Below are 24,105 nucleotides of genomic sequence, written 5' to 3'. Positions count from 1 at the left end.
ACCGGTTGAACCCGGTCAGTTCACCTCGTGGGTCTTTGGCGAGAAGATCCGCTCCGCTGGCTTGCTGCCATCCTTCGGCACCGTAGGCGACGGTCTCGACAACGCGATGATGGAGAGTTTCTGGGATGCAGATCGAACTTCTCAACCGCAAGAAGTGGAAGACCCGGGTCGAGCTCGCGAACGCGATCTTCGAGCACATCGAGATTTTCCACAACCGCCGCCGACGCCACTCCGCACTCTGCTATCGCACTCCGATCGAGTACGAACTATTGCCCGAAACCGACACCACCGCAGCCAGTTAGCCACCGCGACTGGAACCCAAACGGTGGGGGGTCAACCTGTCACCTTTTCCTGCAGCAGACCCTCGCATGCGGCTTTGCGTCCGAACTCAGGCTGGGACGCGCTTAGACGTGTACTGGGACTTCGCCGGATAGGTGCCCTCGCACGTGCGCAGAATCACTGTCATACCGATGCCCGTGTCACCACGGGCAATTCCGTCGGCTCCGTAACAATAGGGAGCCACGCTCGCCCTAGTCGATCCCTGGAGTGCCGGAAGCGGCCTCGCTGAGCGGCACCGCGTCTGGAACGAGGTCCAAGCAGGATGCGGCCAACTGTTGAGCGATGTGAACGAACGCCTGAACGTGCACGCGCTGATCCGTGCGACGAGCTGCTACCGCGTTGGTGGAGTAGCCGCCGTCAAGCAAGGGCCTATATGCAACTCCGGGGGAGGGCTGAAAGCGTGACAGAGACAAGGGGAAGGTATCGACAGCGCCCTGATGCGCGATCGCGTTCAAGCAGTCCTGAATGTTGTTAACCAAAGCCGCCACCTGGCCCGGCTCGCCGCGCGCATCGTCACAGGCCCAATAGGCGCGCCATCTGGAGGGCGCATTCGGGACAGCCACCGCGAACGCGTGATCGAGTAATTGATCGGTGCGCACCCCTGTTAAGGAGGCAAGTTCGTGGCCCGTTGGCACCGCCGCGACACGGGGATCCGCAAACAAGTCGTACAACTTCAATCGTGGATCATCGACCGGTGGACGGAGAAATTCAACGTCGATTTCATTGGACGCCAGCGGCTCGACCAAGTCGGTCATGGAGAGTGTGCGGAACGACAGTTCTACCTCTGGGTAGGCCCGCCGGAACGCTGAGATGATCGGCTGCGTCAATTCGCCGGCGGAATCGCAAAATAGGCCCACGCGCAGAATGCCCTGACTGGCCGCGTGGAGGGTCCGTGCCTCAGCGCTGGCATCGGCCACTTCGTCCAGGATCTTACGCGCGCGCGCCAAGAACGCCTCGCCCGCGGGTGTTAGTGACACTCGGTTCGCGGAACGGTCGAACAGCATCGCTCCGACCTCACGCTCGAGGCGTGCGATCTGTGTGCTGAAGGCAGACTGCGAGATGCACATCCTTTCGGCAGCTCGGCCGAAATGGAGCGTGTCCGCAAGCACGATCACGTACTCGAGTTGCCTGCCGTCCACAGAGCCCTCCTTCAACGACGTCCCGATCGGCTACACCGATCGGCCGATCGGTAACTGGTCATTGTAGCGCGCAGATGCCCGGCTCCATGCTGAGACGGAGATCACGAACGCCGCCGCCGCACCTGCCGGCGGGGTGAATCGACCGAACCTCGAGTCATCTAATGCCCAACCCAGACCAACGGAGGACACATGTTGTCAGCCTACGCCGGGACCACCGGCAACTCCTTGAAGTCGCATGCTTTCGGCGTTCGGCTCGATTCCGTCGACCCTCAGCGCGGTTACGTTGGCGATCAGGCCAACGCCCCAATCGTTGAGGAACCTGCCGGCGCCAGGACATCGTATCGGGCCGCCGCAGACAGTCAGCCGTTCTCGTCCGAGGAGCGTGAAGCGGCGTGGGCGTACCTCGACGAGCGCCTGAACGAGACGCACCCGCGGGCGACGAAGCTGCGGACTCACGAGCATGCGGGCGGGGCGCCGGAATCGCTATACGTGGGTCGTTACTGGACGAGCGCCTGGAACAACGGGGGGGGCCAATGAACCGCCTCACCACGACGAGTCGCAGTAGCAGTCCTGCAGACCAGAAGACCCAGTCAGGCGACCGAAGCGGGCCGCACATGGCACACGCGGGTCGAGTGGTGGCGATCGATGAAGAATCGCCCCATCCTGACGCAGATGTGTTCCGAGATGCCTTCCGTCTCCACCCATCCGGGGTAGCGGTCATCACAGGAATGGCAGATGACCAGCCGGTCGCAATGACGGTCAGCTCGTTGGTTCCAGTCAGTGCCGCGCCGCCGGTCGTCGTCGTGTCGCTCTCGAAGGACTCCTACGCCACGCAACAGCTCCTGAAGACGGACTCGCTGGTTGCGCACTTGCTGAGCTCGGAGAATCGGTGGCTGGCCGAGCTGGGTGCGCGTGGAAGAACCGATCGTTTTGCGGACAAGGATCTGTGGCAGACGCTGCCGACCGGTGAGCCGCTTTACAAGGGTGTGCACGCATGGCTCCGGATGGTGGTCGTCGATCGCACAGAGGTGGGGAGTGCGGTGGTGTGCGTAGGAGAGGTCACGCACATCAAAGTCGACGACTGCCCCCCCGACCAGTCACCGCTCGTTTACCACTCCCGGAACTGGCACCGCTTATCGGATGCCTCCTTGCTGACATTCGTTAACCAACCCTAGGAGCCACTGCACCAAATGGACACAATCGAGAACCTTCAGAAGATCCTGACTTCGGGCCCCCAGCCGCACCTACTTACGGGCGAGCAGTACAAGGCCTCCCTCCGAGACGGGCGGCAGGTGTTTGACGATGGCGCAAAGGTCATCGACGACGTCACCGAGCACCCCGTCACCCGGCGGGCGGTCGACACCTACGCCAAGATCATGGATCTGCAGTTCAATGAATCGACCCAAGACATCGTGACGTTCGTCGATACCGACGGACAGCGAAAGGCTCGCGGATGGCAGGTGCCGCGCAACCGCGATGACCTGGAGATGAAGCGTCGTCAGATCGGCGTCGCCAACGAGGTGACTCTGGGTGTGTTCGGCCGCCCCCCCGAATACGGACCCGCCATGTCGCTCGGGTTCATGGGGGTCATTGACCGGATCGAACGGGAGAACGAGCAGTTCGCAGAAAACATCCGAAACTTCATCGACATGTCTGCCCGGACGAATCTCTTGTCGACGGACCTGATCGCCGATGCTCAGTCGGATCGTAGTGTCCCCAGGATGGAGCGACCCGGAACCCTACGCGTTGTCGGAGAGACGGACGACTACGTCGTTCTTCGCGGCAGCAAGGTTGCTGGAAGTTCAGGTCCGAACGTGCACTTCTTCACGCTTTCATCGGTGCTGGGCGAAGGACTCGGGCCCGATGCGGCGATCTGGGCCGCAGTGCCGGTGAACCTGCCGGGCATCTCTTTGCTCATGCGCCCCAGGACGTCTCAGCAAAACATCAACTCGTTTGACAATCCGATTGGTGTTCTGGGCGAAGAATCCGACCAGTTCATCTTCTTCGACGACGTGGAACTGCCGAAGAAGTACGTCTTCAGTCTCCGCAACCTCGACCTCCTGACCGCCTTCTTCGACACCGGCGTGTATGCGCTGTGGCACATCTTGACCAGGCTCTCATTCCGAGCGGAACTCTTCGCTGGGACGGCGCAGGTGTTAGTCGAGGCGCTCGGCACCGACAAGATCCCGGCGGTCCGGCGCACTGTCGCTGACATCTCTGCTTATGCTCAGGTGCTGAAGAGTTTCTCCTTCGCTGCCGTCGATCGATGCGAAGAGTGGAACGGAGTGGCGGTTCCGAACCCGTCGCTTGTCTCGGCGGGCCGCTACTACTCGATCACCGAGTACGACAACGTGATTTCCAAGTTGCGTGACCTTGCTGGGCAAGGACTCGTCTCTCGTTGGTCCAAGGACGTGTGGGACAGCCCGGAGTTCTCCGACAAACTCGGTGCCTACCTGCCGGGCCACGACGTCTCAGCGCGCGAGAAGAACCTGATCTCCAACTTCGTTTGGGACATGACGTCCAGCTTGGGGGCGGCACGACTTGGCCACTTCGAGAAGGTCAACGCAACGCCTCCGGCCGCTGTGGCGGAGATCGTCTATCAGTCAGCCGACCGGAGTACTGCCGCCGAGTTCGTCCGGAACTACCTGCGTGAAGCCGCACGGTGATCCTGGACGAGGCGATCCTGGCGGCAACGGTTGACGACTATCGCCACCTCCATCGTCATCCCGAGCTTTCCGGGCAGGAGTTCTCGACCCGGGAGTACCTGCGCGAGTGCCTGGCAGGCATGGGGCTCGAGATCGACGACTGTTCCCCGACGGGTCTTGTTGTCCGGCTCGTCAATGGGCCCGGTCCGATCGTCGCCTATCGGGCGGACATGGACGGGCTCCCTCTCACGGAGCTGACGGGCTTGGAGTACGCCAGCGTCGCGGAGTCCAAGGAGGCGGGCGGGACGGGCACCGTTGGCGTCATGCACGCCTGCGGGCACGACCTGCACATGTCCATCGCCATCGCCCTCATTCGTCACCTGGATCTGAACAGGGAGAGCTGGTCCGGCACGCTGGCGGTGATCTTCCAGCCTGCAGAGGAAACTGCCGCTGGGGCACGGTCGATGATCGAGGACGACGTCTGGGCGAAGGTCGGACAACCATCCATCATCTTCGCGCAGCACGCATGGCCAGCGCCCGTCGGCACGGTCGAGGTGGTCCCCGGCGACTTCATGGCCATGGCGGACTCTTTCGAAGTGAGCGTCGCAGGACGTGGTGGTCACAGTTCTCAACCCGAAACGACGATTGATCCCGTCGTCCTCGCCGCTCACATGATCGTTCGCCTTCAAACTGTGGTGTCCCGGCGGATTGCACCCCTTGATGCAGCCGTCCTCACCGTCGCCTACATCCGCGCGGGAGCCAAAGAAAATGTCATCGCGGACTCTGCGATCTTCGGCCTCAACCTACGGTACTTCGACCACCAGGTACGGAAGGTCGTTCTCGACGCGATCAACCAGGTGCTCGAAGGGGAGGCCCTTGCTTCGGGCGCACCCGCACCCTCGATGAGGGTGCTGAATTCATTCCCGCTGTTGCGAAACGACATAGGGGAGACGGAGAGGCTGGCCGAGATGTTTGAGGGCATCGTGGGCGCTGGAAACGTGACACGGGGCACCCAAAAGCTCGGAAGCGAAGACTTCGGCCACTTCGGTGAGTCGGCGTCCGCTCCTCAGGTGTATTGGCTCCTAGGTGCACAGGGCGAATCCTCGCAGTCGCAGGCCACCGAACGCCCGGGTCTTCATTCGCCCCACTTCGCGCCCGAGCCGATTGGCGCGATCAGAGCCGGGACACTTCTTGCAACAACTGCATGCCTCTCGTATCTCGATGGGCCGAAGGCGAACCAAGACCGAACACCGCACGCATCTTCGGAAGGAAAGTAAATGGAAAAGACGCGGATCATGCCCGACGGGCACTGGACCTGGCCCATTGTCACGCCGTTCTCCCAGGGCTGGCGGCTGTCGGGCGACTACGACCTGATCTTCGTCGGCGGCCAAATCTCGGTCGACGAGAACTTCGAGGTCATCGGCCCCGATGATATCGAAATTCAAACGAGGGTCGTCTTCGAGAACATCCGCAGCGTCCTTCGTGAGGCCGGCGCGGACATGCGAGACATCGTGAAGCTCAACACGTTCTACCACCATGATGGTGAGGGCGAGGCTTTGGTTGAGTTCTGGAAGAAGATGACGAGAGTTCGATTGGAGTTCCTCGAGGACCCGGGGCCGGCAGGGACCGCGATCCGGACGTTCCTGGGGCGCGAAGGATTGGTCCTTGAAGCCGAGGCGATCGCCGCTGTCCCCCGCGCAGCGTCTGGGACCCAGTCGTGACTGTCCCCTCGTGGCCGAATGGGGCCAAGGTCGCGGTCGCACTCACCTTTGACGTGGATTCCGAAAGCACGCTGCTTCTTGACTTCCCAGACCGAGCCCATCGCATGGTCGGTCCGATGTCATTCATGCGCTACGACTCCATCGCGATCCCGGCGATTCTCAAGCTCTACCGCGAGCATGAGATGACGCAGACATTCTTCATGCCTGCCTGGGTCATGGAGCGCCACCCTGAACTAGTCGACAGCATCCTGCATGACGGTCATGAGATTGCTGCACACGGCTATTTGCACGAAGCGCCCGGCACGCTGGAGCCTGCAGACGAAGAATACTGGATGGGACGGGCAATCGATACTCACGTAAAACTCACCGGCCAACGGCCCAGGGGTTATCGCGCCCCGGTCTACAACTTCTCGGACCATACCGCCAGGATTTTGGGTGAGGAGGGGTTCTTGTACGACTCATCCCTCATGGCCGATCACGATCCCTACCTCATCGACGGCGGAAGTGGCACGGTGGTCGAACTGCCTACCCACTTCGCTTTGGACGACTGGCCTCAGTACACGCATTTGCCCGATTACAACTACATGATGCCGATCAATTCGCCTGGGCGCGCTGCAGATGTCTTCTTGTCCGAGTTCGACGCCGCATGGGAAGACGGCGGCTTGTGGATATCGGTGTGGCATCCATTCGTATCGGGTCGTCCGGCGCGATTGAAGGAGATCGGTCGAATGATTTCCCACATGAAGGACCGCGGTGATGTCTGGTTCGCGCCGCTCGAAATGATTGCACGCCATCTCCGCGAAGAGGTCGACAGTGGCGGTGCGGTGCTGCGTACAGACCGCCTGCCCTATTACAAAGGGCCTCTGGGGGGTGGGGATTCGAGGGCCTTTTCGGCGGGCGACACCTACTGAATCCGGCCAGTAAACAATCTCGTCACCGCATCGGGTAAGGCGACGGCTCACCAAGGTCCCGATCAAAGGGTCGGCTGACTGTTGACAGACGTAAGATGGGATGGAATGGAATGACAACAGACGCATCACGAACCGGCCGCCGCCAGCGCTCGTATCTGAGGCCCAACGCGATTGGGACGCCGGCACTGATCTTCTTCGTGGTCGCCACCGTTGGTCCGATGGGCGCGGTACTGGCTGCTGCACCACTGGTGTTCACGGAAAGTGGCGCAGGTGCGGCCGGGGTCTATATCCTCAGCGCAGCTCTTTTCGCCGTGTTCTCGATTGGCTACCTTGCAATGAATCGGCACCTGGGCAGCACGGGTGGGTTGGTGGTCTATATCGCGAAGGGTTTTTCGCACAGGGCCGGCACGGCCGCGTCGTATGTCGCACTCCTTACCTATCTGAGTTTGTTGTGCGCCCTGTACGGAGGCTTCGGCGTATTCGCCCATCAGACTTTTCTCGAAGTGTTCGAGATAGATATTCAATGGCAGGTCTGGGCGCTCGGATGCCTCTTCCTGATCGCAGCCCTGGCCTATAACAAGGTCGAGCTCAGCGTTCGCGTCATGGGCGTCCTTCTGGTGCTTGAGGTTCTTGTCGTGCTGTGGCTTGACTTCGCCATCTTCTTCCAAGGTGGTGAGGGCGGGGGAGCTTCCCTGTCATTAGACGGGCTCTCGCCGACGTCGGTCTTCAGTGGAGGCTTCGGTCTGGCGTTTCTTTTCGCTCTGTCGTCATTCGGCAGCTTCGAGGCGACCGTCGTCTACAGCGAAGAGGCCAAGTCACCCAGGAAGACGATCCCGCGCGCGACCTACGGCTCCTTGGCGGTGCTAGGAGTCTTCTACAGCGTCACCGCATGGGCCGTTGCGAACGGAGTCGGGACGGCCAACGTGCAGCAAGAGGCCTTGGCGAACCCCACCGGGCTGGTCATCGAACTGGCCAGGGGGTACCTCGGTGAGGGTGCTGTCACTGTGATGAACGTGCTGGTAGTCACCAGCTTTTTCGCCATCGTGGCCGGCGTGACCAACATCCTCAGCCGGTACGTCTTTGCCCTTGGGCGAGCGGGAATCTTGCCGCAGGGCCTGGCGACCACGCACGGCCGGCACGGCGGGCCCAGCGTCGCCAGCCTCGTCGTGTCGGGCGCGGCACTGCTCGTCCTGTGCGTGTTCTTCATCGCTGGCACAGATCCGTACAAGATTTACACATGGCTGTTGGCGATCGGCACGGTAGCCATCCTGTGCGTGGTGGCGGCGACGTCCGCCGCGGCGATCACCTACTTCTACATGAAGAATCGCGACTCGGGGGAGAGCACGTGGGCGAAGCTGGTTGCTCCCGCCGTCTCTGCAGCAGCATTCGTAGCATCCATCGTCCTCGCGATCAAAAACTTCTCCCTCCTCGTCGGCGCCGCACCCGGCGATGCGCTGGGCTGGATCTGGCTCGTCGTGCCGGCGGTGGGCATCCTGGGATTCGTCGTCGGTTCGGTGCGAGGTCCCGACGGGAGCGACTTCTCCACAGTCGACGAACTCCTTGGCAACGACGGTGGAGAGCAGTGATGTCTGGCTGCGCCGAAGGGCCCGGGTCTGACCCCGTTATCTAGTCGCAAGCGCCTCGGCCAGGACGTCTGCGAAAGCGTCCTGGTCGAGGTGTTCCCCGGCCGGCAGTGCGACTCTGGTCAGCAGGGCAGGCCATTCCCCGGCCTCGGTGCCATCCATCGCGTCCGACAGGCGCATCCATGCCCGTTCGCGCCGCTGGAGATCGGCCGCGATCTCGATGGGCGCGTCCAACCATGACATCCCGAGAGCCGGCGGTCCGCCAGGAGACTTCCGTGTCCGCGTGACCAGGCCGTTCGTCTCGAGCTGCTTGAGCACCGCTGAGGTCGCCTGTCGGGTGGCCCCCGAGATTCGGGTGACGTCCCGAGCCTCGACCTCGTCGAGGATCCAGATGATGTACAGGACCCGGAACGCGCTCCAACTGATGCCGAGAGCACGGTGTACGGACGATTCGGACTGCTGCATATGCGCATTCGCGGCGCGTTCCAAACTAAACCCCAGTTCCATCGACTGGATGTCGACGCCGGGGAGCAGGCCACTGACTCGACCGGCGGCGAGGCCTGAGAACTCGGACCCGCGCACCGACGCGGCATGAGGCACCGGGGGTTCTGACCGCTTCTGATTCGGGGACGGCATACGCCGTTATTGCCGGTGGCCGGCCCATCGAGTCGCGTCGGCGGGGTCAGACCGGTGACGGCAGCCTGCCGGTAGCCACGAGGCTGCAACATCGGCACTTATCAACGCTTCTATGTCTCATTGGGTCAGGGTCTAACCGGGTCATCGTGCTGCGGTGACGTTCCGCGAGCCTGGCAGAATCCGACGAACGCCTGTGACCTGCGGTTGAGCCGCGTTGCCTTCGGCCAGGCAATGAGGACTTGGGAGTCGCCGACGGGCTCGGCGATCTCCTTGACGACGACCTGGTGTCCTTCGTAGGTCCGGTCGTTGGCGGGGCGCTGCACGAGCAGGGCGTAACCCATGCCGCGGCCGACCAGCGCCCTGGTCAGCTCGAACGTCGTCGGCCGGTAGCGCACGTCGGGCCGAACACCGAAGCGCTCGAAGATGGCGAGCGTGTTGTGGGAGCTGGGCGGGGCGTCCAACAACACCATGGGTTCGGCGGCCAGCTCCGCGAGGGACACCTTCCGCTTCCGAGCGAGGCGGTGATCGGCCGACAGCAGGATGTGTGGCCGCGCGGTGTCGATGAGCGCTCGTTCCATGTCGGGCTGAATCTCCATGTCGTAGAGAATTGCCAGGTCGAGCTCACCGAGGAGCATTCGACGCTGGAGGACATCCTGTGTGCCCTCGACGAAGTCGATCGTGAGCCCTGGATGAAGCGCGGTGAAGTCCTGGAGCAATGACGGCAGTGCAGTCGGGGCGAGCGTCACATAGCAGCCGAGGGACAGCACGCCGCGCAGAGAATCTCCACCGGCGGCGATGTTGGCGAGGTCCTCGCCGTGACGGAGGAGGTCGCGGGCATGGCGCAGCACCTGGGTGCCTGTCGGAGTCAACGCCACGCCGTGTGCCTTGCGGCGTACGGCGAGTTGAACCTCCAGCGCGCGTTCGAGGTCCGTGAGCGACTGCGACAGTCCTGACTGCGAGACGCGCAATTCCTCGGCCGCGCCGCTCAGGCTGCCGGCTTCGGCAATGGCCACGAAGTACTCGAGCTGGCGGAGCGAGTAGCGCAGGGAACTCATAAGGCCACCTTATGAAGATCAGCAGTTACTTGTGCTTTTCCATCATAGGTGACCGGTGCCACATTGGGGGATCCACCCGCCGAAAGGACAACCCATGGCTGCCAAGCCCTTCGCCTCCTCCGCCGACCTGGTCGAGAAGACCGAGACCCTGGAGGTCCTCGCAGACGGTGTCTACGCGCTGACTGCTGAGGGCGACCCCAATGTCGGCGCCATCGAGGGTGAGGACTTCCTCGTCGCCTTCGAGGCTCGAGCAACGCCCGTCGCCGCCCGGGACTGGCTCACCCAGCTCCGCGAGCACACTGACAAGCCGGTCAAGTACCTCGTCCTCTCGCACTACCACGCGGTCCGGGTGCTCGGTGCGTCCGCGTACGACGCAGAGGTGATCGTCGCCCACGACAACACTCGCCGGCTGATCGAGGAGCGTGGCAAGCAGGACTGGGACAGCGAGTTCGGCCGTATGCCGCGCCTCTTCCGTGACCCCGACTCGGTTCCCGGCCTCACCTGGCCCGACCTCACCTTCAACGACTCCATGACCATCGACCTTGGCGGCGAGCGCGGTGACCTGGTGCTGCAGTACTGCGGCCGCGGCCACACCGCCGGCGACATCGTGGCCTGGCTGCCCCGCCAGAAGGTGCTCTTCGCAGGAGACCTGGTCGAGGCCGAGGCCGCCCTCTACACAGGCGACGCATTCCACACCGACTGGTCCACCGGCACCCTCGACCGGGTGAAGGCCTTCGGTGCCGAGGCCCTGGTCGGCGGGCGCGGCGCTGTGCCGCGCGGCCGCGAGGCCGTCGACGCCGCCATCGAGCAGACCCGCGACTTTCTGCTCGTCATGCGGTCAAAAGTCGGTGAGGCGCACGGCCGCGGATTTGGCCTCAAGGAGGCGTTCGAGCTCACCCATCAGGCGCTGGCCCCCAAGTTCGGCGCTTGGCCGATCTTCGAGCACTGCCTGCCGTTCAACGTTTCGCGACTTTGGGACGAGTTCGAGGGCATCGACTGGCCTCGCATCTGGACCGCCGAACGGGACCGTGAGGTCTGGGACGAACTGCAGGGCTGAGTGCCATGAGCGTCCCCACCTACACCGGCCTCCCCGTAGCCGTCATCGGTAACGGTCCAGTCGGCCAAACCACCGCACTACTGCTCGCCCGATGGGGCATCCCCGTCGTCCTTCTCGACGGCCGCGCACAGCGCGACGTCGTGGGTTCCAAGGCGATCTGCCAGCAGCGCGACGTCCTCGACATCTGGTCGGCCGTGGGGGCCGACCAGATCGCCGAGGCGGGCCTGACCTGGACCACAGCGCGCACCTTCTACCGGGACCAGGAACTCTTCAGTTGGGCATTCGTCAACCGCGGTCACTCGCCGCTCCCGGCGTTCGTCAATGTCTCGCAGTGCCACTCGGAGCAGGTCCTTGACGAGCAGATCGCAGGGCAATCGCTGATCGACGTCCGCTGGGACCACGAGGCCGTGGCGATCGAGCAGACCGCCGACTCCGTGACGATCACGTGCGCCACGGCCTATGGCGAGAGCCAGGTGCAGGCGGCGTACACCGTCGCCGCGGCAGGCGCCCGGGGCGAGCAGGTCCGGCAGATGCTGGGAGTCAGCTTCGAGGGCCAGACCTTCGATGACCGGTTCCTGATCTGCGACATCCGGGCTGAGCTTCCCGGTTGGGAGACCGAGCGTCGTTTCTACTTCGACCCGGAGTGGAATCCCGGCCGGCAGGTGCTGATCCACCCTTGCCCTGACTCGACCTTTCGCATCGACTGGCAGGTCCCGTCGGAGTTCAACCTGGACGCCGAAGCCGAGGACGGACGGCTCTCCGCCCGGATCCGGCAGATCATCGGCGCCCGGCCCTACGAGATCGTGTGGAAGTCGGTCTACCGCTTCCACGCCCGCACCGTCGACCGGATGCGCGTCGGCCGAGTGCTGATCGCTGGCGACAGCGCCCATCTGGTCGCACCGTTCGGTGCCCGTGGCCTCAACTCGGGCGTCGCCGACGCGGAGAACGCTGCTTGGAAGCTCGCCTTCGTGATGCACGGCTGGTCACCCGACACCCTCCTCGACAGCTACAGCGACGAGCGGCTGGCCGCGGCACACGAGAACCTCGAGGTCACGAGCAACACGATGCGCTTCCTGGTCCCTCAGGACGAGTCCGAGTGGGAGGCTCGCCGGAGCCTGCTCGAGGAAGCTATCGGCAACCCAGAGGCGCAGGCGCGCGTCGACAGCGGCCGCTTCGCCGAGCCTTTCTGGTACGTCGACTCGCCTCTCACGACGGCTGACCCGGACCGCGTTTTCGCCGGGAGGCCGCCCCGTGGGGAGATGCCCGTCGTCGTGCCCGGCGTGCTCGTGCCCGACGCCCCGGTAGCCGTGTCGGACCGACCTGATGTGGTCCGCGTGCGCCAGCTGGTCCGCGACGGCCTACTTGCGCTGACCACCGACGGCGTCGACGCCGCCGAGATCGCGATCGTCCTGAAGGAGGCCACCGAGGCACCGACCCGCGTGCTGCGGATGGCGGACATCGACTCTTCGGGCACCCTCACCGGCGCGCTGGCCGCGCAGCCGGGGGAGACCTGGTTGCTCCGGCCCGATGGGCACGTCGCCGCCGTGCTCACCTCCGCTGACCCTGCCGACCTGGCCGCGGCCGCACGCCGCGCCATCGGCGCCACCCCCTGACTCCCACGAGAGAAGAGGAACCGAGATGCCGTACTACCGCTCAGTGGGCCACGTTCCGCAGAAGCGCCACACGCAGCACCGTGCCCCCGACGGCACGCTCTACTACGAGGAGCTGATGGGCGAGGAGGGCTTCTCCTCCGACTCCTCGCTGCTCTACCACCGGAGCATCCCGTCGGCGATCAGCGAGTACCGGGTGTGGGAGCTGCCCGACCTGACCACGACGCCGAACCACCCTCTGGTGCCGATCCACCTCGTGCCCCACAAGCTCTTCGACGAGAGCACCGCCGGAGTGGACGCGGTCACCGGCAGGCGGCTGCTCCTGGGCAACGCCGACGTGCGCCTGTCCTACGTCGTGGCAGACACGACGTCGCCGTACTACCGCAACGCGATCGGTGACGAGTGCCTGTACGTCGAGTCCGGCGAAGCGACCGTCGAGACGGTCTTCGGTGACCTCGAGTTGGCTCAGGGCGACTACGCGATCATCCCGCGGGCGACCACCCACCGGATCGTGCCCAAGGGCAGTGTGCGGATCTACGCGATCGAAGCCAACTCGCACATCACGCCGCCCAAGCGGTTCCTGTCCCGCTTCGGGCAGCTCCTGGAGCACGCGCCGTACTGCGAACGCGACCTCCGCGGCCCCTCGGATGCCGGTGTGGTCGAGGGAAGCGACGTCGAGGTCTATATCAAGCACCGTGGTCCCGGCCCCGGCGGCATCGCGGGCACGGTCCATGTGCTGCCCGACCACCCCTTCGACGTCGTCGGCTGGGACGGCTGTCTCTACCCCTATGCGTTCAACGTGCACGACTACATGCCAATCACCGGCAAGGTGCACCAACCACCGCCGGCTCACCAGGTCTTCGAGGGCAACAACTTCGTGATCTGCAACTTCGTGCCTCGCAAGGTCGACTACCACCCGCTGTCGATCCCGGTGCCCTACTACCACTCCAACGTCGACTCCGACGAGGTCATGTTCTACTGCGGCGGCGACTACGAGGCCCGCAGGGGATCGGGCATCGGCCAGGGCTCGATCAGCCTGCACCCCGGCGGCCACCCGCACGGCCCGCAGCCCGGCGCCTACGAGCGCAGCATCGGCGCCGAGTACTTCGACGAGCTCGCGGTCATGGTCGACACCTTCCGCCCGCTCGAGCTGGGCGAGGCCGCTCGGGACATCGACGACGGCGTCTACGCCTACTCCTGGGCACGCGGAGACAGAGGCAAGACGGGAGAGACGGGCGGATGAGCGTCGAAGTACCGCCCCTGTTCGCCGGACTCTGCGACGACGCTGCCGTCTTCCCGCCGGGCAACCTGCCGTTGGCCGATGCTGTGCCTGCCTACGGCCGGCACGAGGCGGCGGCCTACGCGCCGATGGTCGGGGCCTTCGTGCTCGCCGCGAAGGACCTCGAACGGCTGGCCCCGATTGCCGACAACCTTGCGCCGCGCTCGTTCCGCCTGTCATTGACCGTGCCGCTCCATCAGGTAGCGGCAGCGGTGGCGTACGTCGACGAGATCGCGCCCGCACGGCTGGAGTCCGTCGAGGTCGCTCTGCCCGACGACGCGGCTTCCGCCGAGGTGGTGCCTTTCCTGAAGCGCGCGCTGGGCGACCGCGCGGTCCCTGTCTACATCGAGCTGCCCAGGGACGAACGTCGAGCGGAGCTGGTCAACGCGCTGTCCGGCACCGGCTTCATGGCCAAGCTGCGCACCGGTGGGGTCAGCGCCGATCTCTATCCAGACGAGACCGAGCTGGCCGCAGCCGTTGCCTCTCTCACCGCCGCGGGGGTGCCCTTCAAGGCCACCGCAGGCCTGCATCACGCGCTCCGCAACACCGACCCCCAGACGAAGTTCGAGCAGCACGGCTTCCTCAACCTGTTCACCGCCACCGGCGCAGCGCTCGACGGAGCCGAGGAGGAAGAGCTCGCGGAGCTGCTCGCGGACCGCGACGGTACGCGGGTCGCGGACCGGGTGCGGACCCTGTCCCCCGAGGTCCGCAACACATTCCGGTCCTTCGGGACCTGCTCGGTCACCGAGCCGGTCGAGGAGCTCGCCGGGCTTGGTCTGATCGACACCCGCCTGACGGAGGACCTCGCATGACCACGCTCGACGTCCAGTCCGACGATCTGTTCGGCCTGCACAACCTCCCGTACGGCGTCTACACCGTGGCGGGCCAGGCCGCGCGGGTCGCGGTCCGCTACGGCGACCATGTCGTCGACCTCGGTCTGGTGCTCGACGACGAGGCGACGTTCGGGCAGTCCTCACTCAACGCCTTCATGGCGCAGGGCCGGAAGCGCTGGATCGACGTGCGGGCGCGGGTGATCGCAGCGCTCCAGGGTGACGTGCTCGCGGCGGCGGTGCACCCGCTAGCCGCAGTGACCTTGCACTTGCCGTTCCAGGTCGGTGACTACGTCGACTTCTACGCCTCCGAGCACCACGCCTCGAACCTCGGACGGCTGTTCCGCCCCGACAACCCGGACCCGTTGACGCCCAACTGGAAGCACCTGCCGATCGGCTACCACGGCCGCTCTTCGTCGATCGTGGTGTCGGGCACCGACATCGTGCGCCCCGCAGGCCAGCGCAAGGCCCCATCGGATGACGCCCCGGTGTTCGGCCCGTCGACCCGGCTCGACATCGAGGCCGAGCTCGGTTTCGTCGTCGGCATGGGCAACCCGATGGCCGAACCGATCCCGGTCGACCGGGCGGACGAGCACATCTTCGGTGTGGTGCTCTTCAACGACTGGTCCGCGCGCGACATCCAGGCCTGGGAGTACGTGCCGCTGGGGCCCAACCTCGGGAAGTCGTTCGCCTCGACGATTTCCCCGTGGGTCGTTCCCCTGCTCGCGCTGGAGGCCGCCCGGGTGGCGACGCCCGTCCAGGAACCGACAGTGTTGCCCTACCTCGCTCTGGACGAACCGTGGGGACTGGACATCGACCTGGCGGTCGAGTGGAACGGCCACGTCGTCAGCCGACCGCCGTACGCCGCGATGTACTGGTCGCCGGCCCAGATGCTCGCCCACCTCACAGTCAACGGCGCCCCGACCCGCACGGGTGACCTCTTCGCCTCCGGCACGATCTCCGGTCCGGACAAGGGCCAGCGCGGCGCCTTCATCGAGCTCACCTGGGGCGGGCAGGAGCCCGTCGACGTGGGCGGCGCGCAGCGCACCTTCCTCGAGGACGGCGACGAGATCGTCCTGTCCGCCACAGCACCCGGACCGGGCGGCACCCGGATCGGCTTCGGCGAGGCCCGAGGATGCATCCTCGCCAATCAGGGGGCGTGAAGGACAAGGTCGTCGCCACGGCCACCGCCGAAGCCCACGCAGCGCTACACCACTACGAGGGACTTGACCGACCGGTACGCCGCCAACGTCGAGGTCTCGACCTGCTTGGAGGGCAGCCACACGGTCTCGACGTACTCGGCGAAGGTGACGACACCGCGGGAGTGGTCATGCCACGTGCCGTCTCGGACCTTGGCCTCCTCCCGGTTCGCGGCGCGTTCGGCGGCACGGCGAGACGAGAAGGTGCCGGCCGACCGCTGTACGCCTTCGGCGTCGCGGTAGCAGGCCACGAACCGCTTGTCCCCGTCACCGGTGACACGCTCCTTGATCCACGCCATGACTGCCTCCCGAGAGACTCGAAATCAGCAATGTCCGCACAGTGTCCGCAAACGTTGCCCCGAAAGCCAGCGAAGGTCAGCGAAAGGAGGCGGAATCTGAATAGGGCTCTGACCTGCGACTTTACGCTCAGAGTGGCTCACCTGTCGACACAATGTGAGCCAAGTGGTGAGGCAGTTGGTGAGGGATTACGGCACTCATAACCCAGAGGTCGCAGGTTCAAATCCTGCCCCCGCTACGAATTTCAGGCTCGGAATCTACGGATTCCGAGCCTGAAAGCATTTACGAACTTGATCAAGTGTCCACTTAGTGACGGGATATTCGGACGCTGCCTCCACCGCCCTGATCCCCAGGTTCTCCCGAGCAGCCCGACGCCCGGTGCGCCCGCTGATCGAGTGCGGCCATGAACCCACACACCCCACCGATCTCCTCCGAACTGACCGTCACTGCTCCAATCAGCAGCGGGCAGGCCGCCGCGCTGACGGCGCTGATCCCGGAATGGCAGTTGGCGCTGCGTGCCGAGAACAAGAGTCCCGGCACGATCGCTGTCTACAGTGACGGGACGGAGCGCTACCTGCGGTGGTGCAAGACCACGAACGCCGTCCCCATGGCCAGGACGTCGCTGCACACCTGGATGGCCGAACTGCTCGACACCGGCTCTGCTCCGGGGACAGTGCGGACCCGCCAGCTCGCGGTGCGGCGCTTCGCCGCCTGGCTCATCGCCACCAGCCAATTGCCGGGCGACCCCTTCGTCGGGATCAAGGGGCCCGCGCAGCGCTACCCGGTCGTCATGCCGCTGAGCGACGACGAACTACGAGCCCTCATCGCCACCTGCACCACCCCGACCCATCGCCGCGGTGAGCCACTGCACCACCGGCGGGACGAGGCCATCATTCGGCTGATGATGGAGACCGGCATCCGCGCCGGCGAACTGATCGCGCTGCACACCGGCGACCTCGACCTGCCAGCCGGTCGGATCACCATCCGCTTGGGCAAGGGCGGCCGAGGCCGGGTCATTCCGGTCGGCCCGGCAACCGCCAGAGCGCTCGAGGCCTACCTCGAGCTGCGCCGGGACCACCCCGGGGCTGAGGAGTCCGCTGTCTGGTTGGGGGCGCGCGGAACCAGTTTCCGGTACGACGGGCTCGGCCGCGCCCTTCGTCGCCGCGCGAAGTTGGCCGGCATCGACGGCTTCCATCCCCACAGACTCCGCCACACCGCAGCCCACCGCTGGCTCGCCAAGGGCGGGTCAGAGTCTGGACTCATGGCCATGGCCGGCTGGACCCGCACTGACATGCTCGTCCGCTACACCCGAGCCACCGCCGGGGAACGGGCTGCCGCCGAGGCACGCAGGCTTGACTTGGGCAACCTCTGACACAGGCACATGCCGGAGGCGTCGAAGCAGCTGCGGCGTCACCGCTTCGGTGGGTGCCCACCCGACGCCGAGGTCGGCTCTCAACGTCGACGCCCAATGCTGCGACGGTGATGCGATCCGCTCAATCGCGAGCACATGGACGTTCAAGTCGCCGACCGTTGCTGCGGGCACGCTGGGTGCAGTACGGGTGGGCTCAGTGCGGTTCAGTCGCGATCCCGCAGGTCGGCGACGGTGGTACTGGCACTGAGCCGTGCAGCGACCGCGCTGGCCGTCGCTATGGCGGCGAGGGTCGCCAGGGCGATGGTCGTGAGGTAGGCCCAGGGAATCGCGAGGGATGCGGGTGGGGGGTCGAAGACTCCGGAGAGGACCTTGACGAGCATGTGGCTCATCGCCCATCCGACGATGCCTCCGGCGATGAGGCCGATCGCGCTGGTCAGGGCGGCCTCGCTGATGGCGAGGTTGACCAGTTGTCGACGTCGTGCGCCGAGTACCTGGGCGATGGCGAAGGTGCGTCGGCGTTCGGCGAGCTGGAGACCGGTGACCAAGGCCGCGGCGGCCAGGACCAGCAGCGCGGCGAGAACGAGCTCAACGCGCGTGAGGCCGCGTAGGTCCACTGCCGTCAGGCTGGACCCGATCAGTCCGCGGGTCTGGGTGATGTCTGTGACGGCGGCTGAGGTCCCCAGGGCGCTGCGGGCCGCGTCCGCGACGGCGCGTTCCTGCCCGGGCTCGGTGTCGACGAGGAACGTGCCCGCGGTGGGGTCATGGGTCTGGTCGGCGACGTAGCTGGCGTTGGCGACCAGGAAGCTGTCCTTGGGTGCGGTGGGGAATTCGTTGGCGACGCCGACGTAGGTGAACTCGATCGGGCGGAGGCTTCCCGAGGTGGCGTCGGGCAGCCGCAGCTTGAGATGGTCACCGAGGCTGAGGTTGAAGTCGGTGACGGTCTCGGCGCTAACCAGCACCCCGGAGGGGGTGCCGCGCAGCCGAGTCAGGATCTGGTCTGCGGTGCCGCCTTGGAAGTAGGCGTCTTGGAAAGCGGTGACCGTGGGCAGGGTCTGGGCGTCGATGCCGTAGAGGTCCTGCAGGTCGTTTCCGACGTAGGCGAAGCGGTGCTGTAGCGGCTCGACGCGGCGTACCCCTGGGATTGCGTCGAGCTGTTGTGCGATGCGTTGCTCAGCGGCGGGGGCAGAGGCCGACCCTGAGGGTGGGAGCACGACCTGGACGTTGGCGCCGTTGGTGAGCTGGGCGTCGACCTCGGATTGCTGGGCGTAGGTGCTGTTGAAGGTGGCGGCCGAGATCGCGAAGGCAACGGCGAGGGCGAGCAGCGTCGAGGCACGCGCGATCACGGCTCGGTTGCGGATGACGCCAGCCACGACGGTCGAGGTGATCCGCCGGTTCAGCGGAGCCAGAACCATGGTCAGCGGCCGCCGCGCATAGCGAAGGGCGACTGAGCCGCCGTCGCGGGTAAGGAGGTACGCGCCGATCCACAGCAGTGCCGGCGCGGCGAACGCCCAGTAGCTGATCGACAGCTTCGGCACGCCCTCGGGAGCAAGCACGAGGGCGTACTTGCTGCGCGAGGTTGCCCAGAACACCAGCCCGGAGACGACCAGCAGGATCATGGCGACGACGAGGCCGGCGTACCGATTCGGCGTCCGGGTTGCGCCGAACTGGCGTCTGCTGTCGGCGACGGTCAGGGCACGCAGGTCCCTGACCGTGGGCAGCAGATAGCAGGCCTGAGCCGTGAGGAAGCCGACTAGGCCGATGGCCACAAGCCACACGATCCCCGCCTTCGACGTGGCACCGAAGGTCACGCTGTGCAACGCGAACCGGCCAGCGAGCATGGCAGCGCCCACCCCGGCAAGGGTGCCTACGACACCGACGCAGGCGGCCTCGGCCGCCGCGAGAGTCATCACCGTTCGGCGGCGGGCCCCTCGGAGCCGGAGCAGGGCGAGCTCGCCGCGACGGCGATCCTCACCCGAGCCGACCACCACGGCGGTCAACAGCCCGGCCAGCACCGCCGCAGGCGCGCCGAGGAACAGGAAGAGGATCTGGGAGTACGCCGCGTCCTCGCGGGCCGCGTCCAGGGCCGCGCCCAGGTTGTTGCCGACCCGGACCGACCCGGCGAGCTCGGCTTCGAGGTTGTTGGCGTCGGCCAGGGTCGCTGCGTAGGCCGATGCGGGGTCGGCGGGGAGGGTGCCGGTCAGTGCGACGTGGATCTGGACCTTGGGGGTGACGCCGGAGCCGGTGGCGAGCTTGTGTGCCAGCGCGGTGGGCATCAGGACAACGTTGTCCGGTGGGGCCAGAGGCTGCGACTGCGGTGGTGCTCCGACCTTCTGGAACAGCGAGTCGGCCTGCGGGAGCTCGACGACACCGGTGACGGTGACAGTGGTGGGCCGGTCGCCCCACAGCAGGGTGATCTCCTGGCCGGGCTCGACGTGCAGGTTCGCTGCGGTCTGCTGTGCCAGGAGCACCCCGGTGTCTGAACCTACAAGGGTCCTGATCGCGTCGGGGAAGTCGCGGCGGTATGTCGCGGGAAGACCGAGGACCGCGGCCTTGCCCGTCACCTGCCGAGTGCCACCGGTGGTTGCCTCGATGCCTCGTGCGTTGAGGAACTCGACCGGGTCGACCGCGGTCACGCCGCCGCGAGCCGTGAGCGTGTCGGTGACGCGGGCGGTGTCGGCGGGGTTGTCGAGGGCGACCTGCCAGTCCACGGCGACGCTGGCGGCGGCACGGTCGGTCATGGTGGCGCGCGAGGCGCTGATGAACATCGCGAGGAACGCCAATGTGGTGACCGTCAGCGCGACCCCGGCGACCGCAGCCAGGAACCGGCCGCGGCGGCGTCGGGTCGTTCCGGAGATCCAGGCCACGTGGTGGTGGAGGCCTTCCAGCATGCTGCTCATCGGGGCTCCTCGGCCAGTCGGCCGTCGGCGATCGGCCAGGTCGTCCCGAGCCGGTCAGCGATACGGGGGTCGTGGGTGGCTACCAGCAACGGAGCGCCGAGCTGGCTGGCGGCGCGGAGCAGGAGGTTGGTGACCATTAGGGCGTGGTCCAGGTCGAGCCGCCCGGTGGGTTCGTCGGCGCAGATCAATCGGGGTCGTGCGGCCAGGACGCGGGCCACGGCCACACGCTGGGCCTGGCCGCCGGAGATCTCCTCCGGCAGGGCAGCGGACAGGCCATCGAGGTCGAGGTCGCGCAAGGCAGCCAGGGCAAGGTCGCGGGCCTCGGCGGGCGGGCTGCTGCCGTGAAGCAGCAGCGGTAGCTCGACGTTCTCCACCACGCTCAGCGCGGGGATGAGGCTGGGTGCCTGGAACACCACGCCGATCTGCTGCCTGAGGGGGACCGATGGGTCCAGCCCGGGCCAACGGATGTGCCCCGATGTGGGTGGCACGAGTCCGGCGACTACGTGAAGCAGGGTCGATTTGCCCGACCCGGACGGGCCACACAGCGCGATCGTGTCGCCCGGAAGCAGCCGACGGCTTGCCTCGACCAGCGCACGGACCGTCGCGTCCTCGCGGCCGTAGGTCACCGACACCTGATCGGCCTCGACGACCGCTGTCGCCGGAACCGACGCAGGTCGCCCGATCGTTCCACTCGTGGTGGTGGTCACGATGGGACGACCTGTCCCTCGTTGAGGCGGACGACGCGGTCGGCGCCGGCCGCCACTGCGTCGCTGTGGCTGGCCACGATCACCGCGACCCCACGCGCGGCCACCGCCCGCAGCTGCTCGATCAGGGATGCCTCGGTGTGAGCGTCCAGCTCGCCGGTAGGTTCGTCGGCGACCAGCACGAGCGGGCCTGCTGCGAGGGCGACGGCCAGCGCTGCCCGAGCGGACTCGCCGCCGGAGAGCTCCTCGGGCCAGGCATCAAGCCGTTGTCCGATCCCCAGCTCCTCGGCCGTCGCTGTCCACGACGGTGCAGTGCGCGTCCGGGCAGCTCCTTGGTAGGACCGACCGGTGTCGGCCAGGTGGGCGGCCAAGCGCAGGTTGTCGCGGATCCGCAGGTGGCTGACCAGATTGCCCGACTGTGCCATCACCCCGATGGAGCTGGCTCGGATCCGGTCGCGGTCCTTCTGGGAGCGGTGGTTGATCCGCTCTCCGGCGATGCGGATGCTGCCCCCGGATGGCTCGTCTGCCCCGGTCAGGCAGGCCAGCAGGGTGGACTTGCCCGACCCCGAGGGGCCGTTGATCACCACGAACTCGTCCGCCTGGACCAGCAGGCTCACGCCGCGCAGCGCGAGGGTCTCCTCGTCCCCGGACCGGTAGAAGCGGTACACGTTCTCCGCCGCCACCGCTGGTGTTCCCGGTGCGGTCACCGTGGTCGAGGTCTGCGCCGTCGTGGCGGTCATCGGTCACTTCCAGCGCAGTGAGTCGCTGACGAGCCGCCACGGGTCGACATTGTCGGCCCCGGTCGGGCCCGACAGGGTGAGAATCGCCTCGACGCCGTCTTGGAAGTAGACGTACCGCTCGAAGGCGTCGGTGACGGTTTTACCGGTCACATCATCCTTCGGGCCGTCGGCCTCATACGTCGCGAGGATCGCGGTGGTTCCCGCACGGTCGACGCTGGAGACCTCTCCGCCGGAGTAGTTGCTCATCGAGCTCAGGAGCTGTGGCAGGTCGTCGCTCTTGACCGTGGCCTCGGTCGGCTGCTGGCTGGCGTCGAGCACCTCAAGCTGGATCGTGTTGAGCTTGTCGGTGAAGCTGACGCCGTTCGCGGTGTCCGACTGTGCCCAGCCCTCGGGGACCTTGATCGTCACCCGGCCTGAAGTGTCGGTGTAGTCCACGAACACCTGGTCGTCGGGGATGTCGCCAGCGGGGCTGTACTCCTTCACCGTCCCCGACTCCGAGCCCGTGTTCGACGACGAGCCTCCACACGCACCCAGCAGTGCGGACAGAGCGAGGAGAGCCGCGGTCAACACGGCGGCAGAGACTCGTGTTCGACGACGAGTGGGCGACCAGGAAGCAGAAGAATATGCGTGCTGCGATGGATTCATGGCATGGCCTCCAGCGGAAGTGGGTGGATCTGCGTGGTCCGAGGGACCAGATCCATGGTGCGAGGTATCCGCTGTGAGCACCCTGAGAGCGGCCGTTGGGCGACGCCGGCTCGCTTAGCGCACCGTCCGAATAGTCGCCCTCCACGCCGGGGCAAGGCGCGTGGGTCTGGGCGGCTGACTTGCCGGCGCACGGCACTGCGACACACAGCGACACACAGCAGGGTGCGGCTGGCGCCGCACCCTGCTGCCGGGGGTGGTGGTGGTCAGTTGCCGCCGGAGTCGCTGTCGCCCTCGATGACGACCACCTGGTAGTTCTCGTCCAGGCGTACGTCGACGGTGGCCCCGTTGGGCTTGGTGACCTCGACCTCGTAGGTCGCGCCGTTCTCATTGTCGGTCTCGACGCTGTTCGCGGTCCCTCCACCGGTCGCTTCGAGTGCCGCCGAGGTCGCGGCGTCGGCCTGCTCCTGGGTGTACTGATGGCTCACCGGACCGTCGTCACCACCACTCGTGGCGACGGCGACACCCCCACCGGCGACCGCCAGGGCGGCGCCGATCCCGGCTGCGGCAATGACTACTCGCTTGCGCATGGCTCTCCTTTCGTGATCGTTCAACCTGGTCCACAGCCTGGTCGGCGTTCGCTGAAGCCACCCTGAAGCCGGTCAGATCAGTTCACCTTCAGCGAGCCTTCAGCAGCGGCTGAGATCCTGTCGTTGTGCGAATTCTTGTGGTCGAGGACGATAAGCAGCTCGCGGCGGCCCTGCGACGTGGGCTGGAGTCCGAGGGTTATGCGGTCGATGTCGCCCTGACCGGCACTGACGGTGAGTGGTATGCCGCCGAAAACACCTACGACGCCATGGTGGTGGACGTGATGCTGCCCGGCGTGGCAGGGGACGTCCTCTGTGCGCGGAGACGGGAGTCAGGGGATTGGACGCCGATCCTGATGCTCACGGCGCGCAGTGGCCCCGAGCAGGAGACGCGGGCTCTCGACGCCGGGGCCGACGACTTCCTGTCCAAGCCGTTCTCGTTCATGGTCTTGACGGCCCGGCTGCGGGCCCTGCTGCGGCGGGACAACCGAGAGCGGCCCACCGTTCTCGAGGTCGGGGACCTGCGCCTGGACCCGGCTGTGCACCAAGTCTGGCGCGGGGACATCCCGGTCGACCTGACTCCCAAGCAGTTCTCGCTCCTGGAATTCATGATGCGGCACGGCGACCGGATCCTGTCCAAGACGGAGATCCTGGAGCACGTGTGGGACTTTGCCTATGACGGGCATCCCAACATCGTCGAGGTCTACGTGCGACAGCTTCGGCAACGCATCGATGAGCCATTCGACCGGCGCTCCCTGCAGACGGTCCGGATGGTCGGCTATCGGGTCGTCGACGACGTGGCGCAGCCCGCGGCTGGTTCCAGACCAGAGTTGGAAGCGCCGGGCGAGACATGAGGATGAGG

22 protein-coding genes and 1 pseudogene are annotated in these 24,105 nt (G+C 66.0%); 14 read left to right on the top strand and 9 right to left on the bottom strand.

Translation table 11 applies throughout. From position 1 onward, the window contains the following. Positions 1-302, top strand: a pseudogene (locus PD653B2_RS06415) (IS3 family transposase); the annotation flags it as partial. Between the two features lie 228 nt (positions 303-530). Here the strand turns inward: PD653B2_RS06415 and PD653B2_RS06410 are convergent. Continuing rightward, the gene (locus PD653B2_RS06410; protein WP_133058992.1) at positions 531-1,478 is read right to left on the bottom strand and encodes a LysR family transcriptional regulator; all 948 of its coding nucleotides are present in this window, start codon (positions 1,476-1,478) and stop codon (positions 531-533) included. 635 nt (positions 1,479-2,113) lie between these two features. Here PD653B2_RS06410 and PD653B2_RS06400 point away from each other — a divergent pair. The 6 genes from PD653B2_RS06400 (at position 2,114) to PD653B2_RS06375 (ending at position 8,341) form a co-directional block, all read left to right on the top strand. Continuing rightward, positions 2,114-2,653 carry a flavin reductase family protein gene (locus PD653B2_RS06400; RefSeq protein ID WP_165763358.1) on the top strand — a complete coding sequence of 180 codons (540 nt, stop codon included), beginning with the start codon at positions 2,114-2,116 and terminating at the stop codon, positions 2,651-2,653. Positions 2,654-2,668: 15 nt separating this feature from the next. After that, on the top strand, positions 2,669-4,144 hold the full coding sequence (locus PD653B2_RS06395; RefSeq protein ID WP_085871509.1) for a 4-hydroxyphenylacetate 3-hydroxylase N-terminal domain-containing protein: 1,476 nt from the start codon (positions 2,669-2,671) through the stop codon (positions 4,142-4,144). Then, on the top strand, positions 4,141-5,400 hold the full coding sequence (locus tag PD653B2_RS06390; RefSeq protein ID WP_085871508.1) for an amidohydrolase: 1,260 nt from the start codon (positions 4,141-4,143) through the stop codon (positions 5,398-5,400). Before PD653B2_RS06395 ends, PD653B2_RS06390 begins: the two co-directional genes overlap by 4 nt. 18 nt (positions 5,401-5,418) lie before the next feature. Further along, positions 5,419-5,844, top strand: a complete 426-nt coding sequence (locus PD653B2_RS06385; RefSeq protein ID WP_165763357.1) for a RidA family protein — start codon at positions 5,419-5,421, stop codon at positions 5,842-5,844. Then, on the top strand, positions 5,841-6,755 hold the full coding sequence (locus tag PD653B2_RS06380; protein ID WP_085871506.1) for a polysaccharide deacetylase family protein: 915 nt from the start codon (positions 5,841-5,843) through the stop codon (positions 6,753-6,755). Before PD653B2_RS06385 ends, PD653B2_RS06380 begins: the two co-directional genes overlap by 4 nt. Positions 6,756-6,865: 110 nt before the next feature. Beyond that, positions 6,866-8,341 carry an APC family permease gene (locus tag PD653B2_RS06375; protein WP_165763356.1) on the top strand — a complete coding sequence of 492 codons (1,476 nt, stop codon included), beginning with the start codon at positions 6,866-6,868 and terminating at the stop codon, positions 8,339-8,341. 36 nt (positions 8,342-8,377) lie between these two features. Here the strand turns inward: PD653B2_RS06375 and PD653B2_RS06370 are convergent, their stop codons facing one another. Then, positions 8,378-8,920 (bottom strand): MarR family winged helix-turn-helix transcriptional regulator, encoded by a 543-nt coding sequence (locus PD653B2_RS06370; RefSeq protein ID WP_165763355.1) that lies wholly within the window; start codon positions 8,918-8,920, stop codon positions 8,378-8,380. Positions 8,921-9,099: 179 nt separating this feature from the next. After that, the gene (locus tag PD653B2_RS06365) at positions 9,100-10,029 is read right to left on the bottom strand and encodes a LysR substrate-binding domain-containing protein (RefSeq protein WP_085871503.1); all 930 of its coding nucleotides are present in this window, start codon (positions 10,027-10,029) and stop codon (positions 9,100-9,102) included. Positions 10,030-10,123: 94 nt separating this feature from the next. On the opposite strand from PD653B2_RS06365, the gene PD653B2_RS06360 reads away from it, so the two are divergent. The 5 genes from PD653B2_RS06360 to fahA all read left to right on the top strand — a co-directional run bounded on the left by PD653B2_RS06360 (position 10,124) and on the right by fahA (position 15,968). Then, positions 10,124-11,086, top strand: coding sequence for an MBL fold metallo-hydrolase (locus PD653B2_RS06360; protein ID WP_085871502.1), 963 nt, complete (start codon positions 10,124-10,126; stop codon positions 11,084-11,086). Between the two features lie 5 nt (positions 11,087-11,091). Further along, positions 11,092-12,699 (top strand): FAD-dependent monooxygenase, encoded by a 1,608-nt coding sequence (locus tag PD653B2_RS06355; RefSeq protein WP_085871501.1) that lies wholly within the window; start codon positions 11,092-11,094, stop codon positions 12,697-12,699. Between the two features lie 25 nt (positions 12,700-12,724). Continuing rightward, positions 12,725-13,939, top strand: coding sequence for a homogentisate 1,2-dioxygenase (locus PD653B2_RS06350; protein ID WP_085871500.1), 1,215 nt, complete (start codon positions 12,725-12,727; stop codon positions 13,937-13,939). A 140-nt stretch (positions 13,940-14,079) separates the two neighbouring features. Further along, positions 14,080-14,787 (top strand): hypothetical protein, encoded by a 708-nt coding sequence (locus PD653B2_RS06345; protein ID WP_207568278.1) that lies wholly within the window; start codon positions 14,080-14,082, stop codon positions 14,785-14,787. Further along, entirely contained in the window at positions 14,784-15,968 is a 1,185-nt protein-coding gene (fahA, locus tag PD653B2_RS06340) for a fumarylacetoacetase (RefSeq protein WP_085871498.1), read from the top strand. Before PD653B2_RS06345 ends, fahA begins: the two co-directional genes overlap by 4 nt. Before the next feature lie 44 nt (positions 15,969-16,012). On the opposite strand, the gene PD653B2_RS06335 is transcribed toward fahA, so the two are convergent. Continuing rightward, positions 16,013-16,303, bottom strand: a complete 291-nt coding sequence (locus tag PD653B2_RS06335) for a hypothetical protein (RefSeq protein WP_207559385.1) — start codon at positions 16,301-16,303, stop codon at positions 16,013-16,015. A gap of 401 nt (positions 16,304-16,704) precedes the next feature. Here PD653B2_RS06335 and PD653B2_RS06330 point away from each other — a divergent pair, with 401 nt between their 5' ends. Then, positions 16,705-17,673 (top strand): tyrosine-type recombinase/integrase, encoded by a 969-nt coding sequence (locus PD653B2_RS06330; protein WP_085871497.1) that lies wholly within the window; start codon positions 16,705-16,707, stop codon positions 17,671-17,673. Positions 17,674-17,876: 203 nt separating this feature from the next. Here the strand turns inward: PD653B2_RS06330 and PD653B2_RS06325 are convergent, their stop codons facing one another. The 5 genes from PD653B2_RS06325 to PD653B2_RS06305 all read right to left on the bottom strand — a co-directional run bounded on the left by PD653B2_RS06325 (position 17,877) and on the right by PD653B2_RS06305 (position 23,246). Further along, complete coding sequence (locus PD653B2_RS06325; RefSeq protein WP_085871496.1) at positions 17,877-20,570, bottom strand: ABC transporter permease; 2,694 nt, start codon at positions 20,568-20,570, stop codon at positions 17,877-17,879. Continuing rightward, positions 20,567-21,277 carry an ABC transporter ATP-binding protein gene (locus PD653B2_RS06320; protein ID WP_242665161.1) on the bottom strand — a complete coding sequence of 237 codons (711 nt, stop codon included), beginning with the start codon at positions 21,275-21,277 and terminating at the stop codon, positions 20,567-20,569. The genes PD653B2_RS06325 and PD653B2_RS06320 overlap by 4 nt, the downstream gene beginning before the upstream one ends. Next, positions 21,274-22,014 carry an ABC transporter ATP-binding protein gene (locus PD653B2_RS06315; protein WP_085871495.1) on the bottom strand — a complete coding sequence of 247 codons (741 nt, stop codon included), beginning with the start codon at positions 22,012-22,014 and terminating at the stop codon, positions 21,274-21,276. Before PD653B2_RS06315 ends, PD653B2_RS06320 begins: the two co-directional genes overlap by 4 nt. 3 nt (positions 22,015-22,017) lie before the next feature. Beyond that, on the bottom strand, positions 22,018-22,497 hold the full coding sequence (locus PD653B2_RS06310; RefSeq protein ID WP_133058991.1) for a hypothetical protein: 480 nt from the start codon (positions 22,495-22,497) through the stop codon (positions 22,018-22,020). A 425-nt stretch (positions 22,498-22,922) separates the two neighbouring features. Further along, positions 22,923-23,246: a PepSY domain-containing protein gene (locus PD653B2_RS06305; RefSeq protein WP_085871493.1), complete on the bottom strand. Its 324-nt coding sequence runs from the start codon at positions 23,244-23,246 to the stop codon at positions 22,923-22,925. Positions 23,247-23,371: 125 nt separating this feature from the next. Between PD653B2_RS06305 and PD653B2_RS06300 the strand changes: the two genes are divergently transcribed. Next, positions 23,372-24,097 carry a response regulator transcription factor gene (locus PD653B2_RS06300; protein WP_085871492.1) on the top strand — a complete coding sequence of 242 codons (726 nt, stop codon included), beginning with the start codon at positions 23,372-23,374 and terminating at the stop codon, positions 24,095-24,097. Positions 24,098-24,105: the final 8 nt, after the last annotated feature.

The sequence above is a fragment of the Nocardioides sp. PD653-B2 genome, from assembly GCF_002117935.1.
Taxonomy (GTDB): domain Bacteria; phylum Actinomycetota; class Actinomycetes; order Propionibacteriales; family Nocardioidaceae; genus Nocardioides.
The sequence above is the reverse complement of the archived record's forward strand: the minus strand, read 5'-3'. Positions and strand labels throughout refer to the sequence as shown.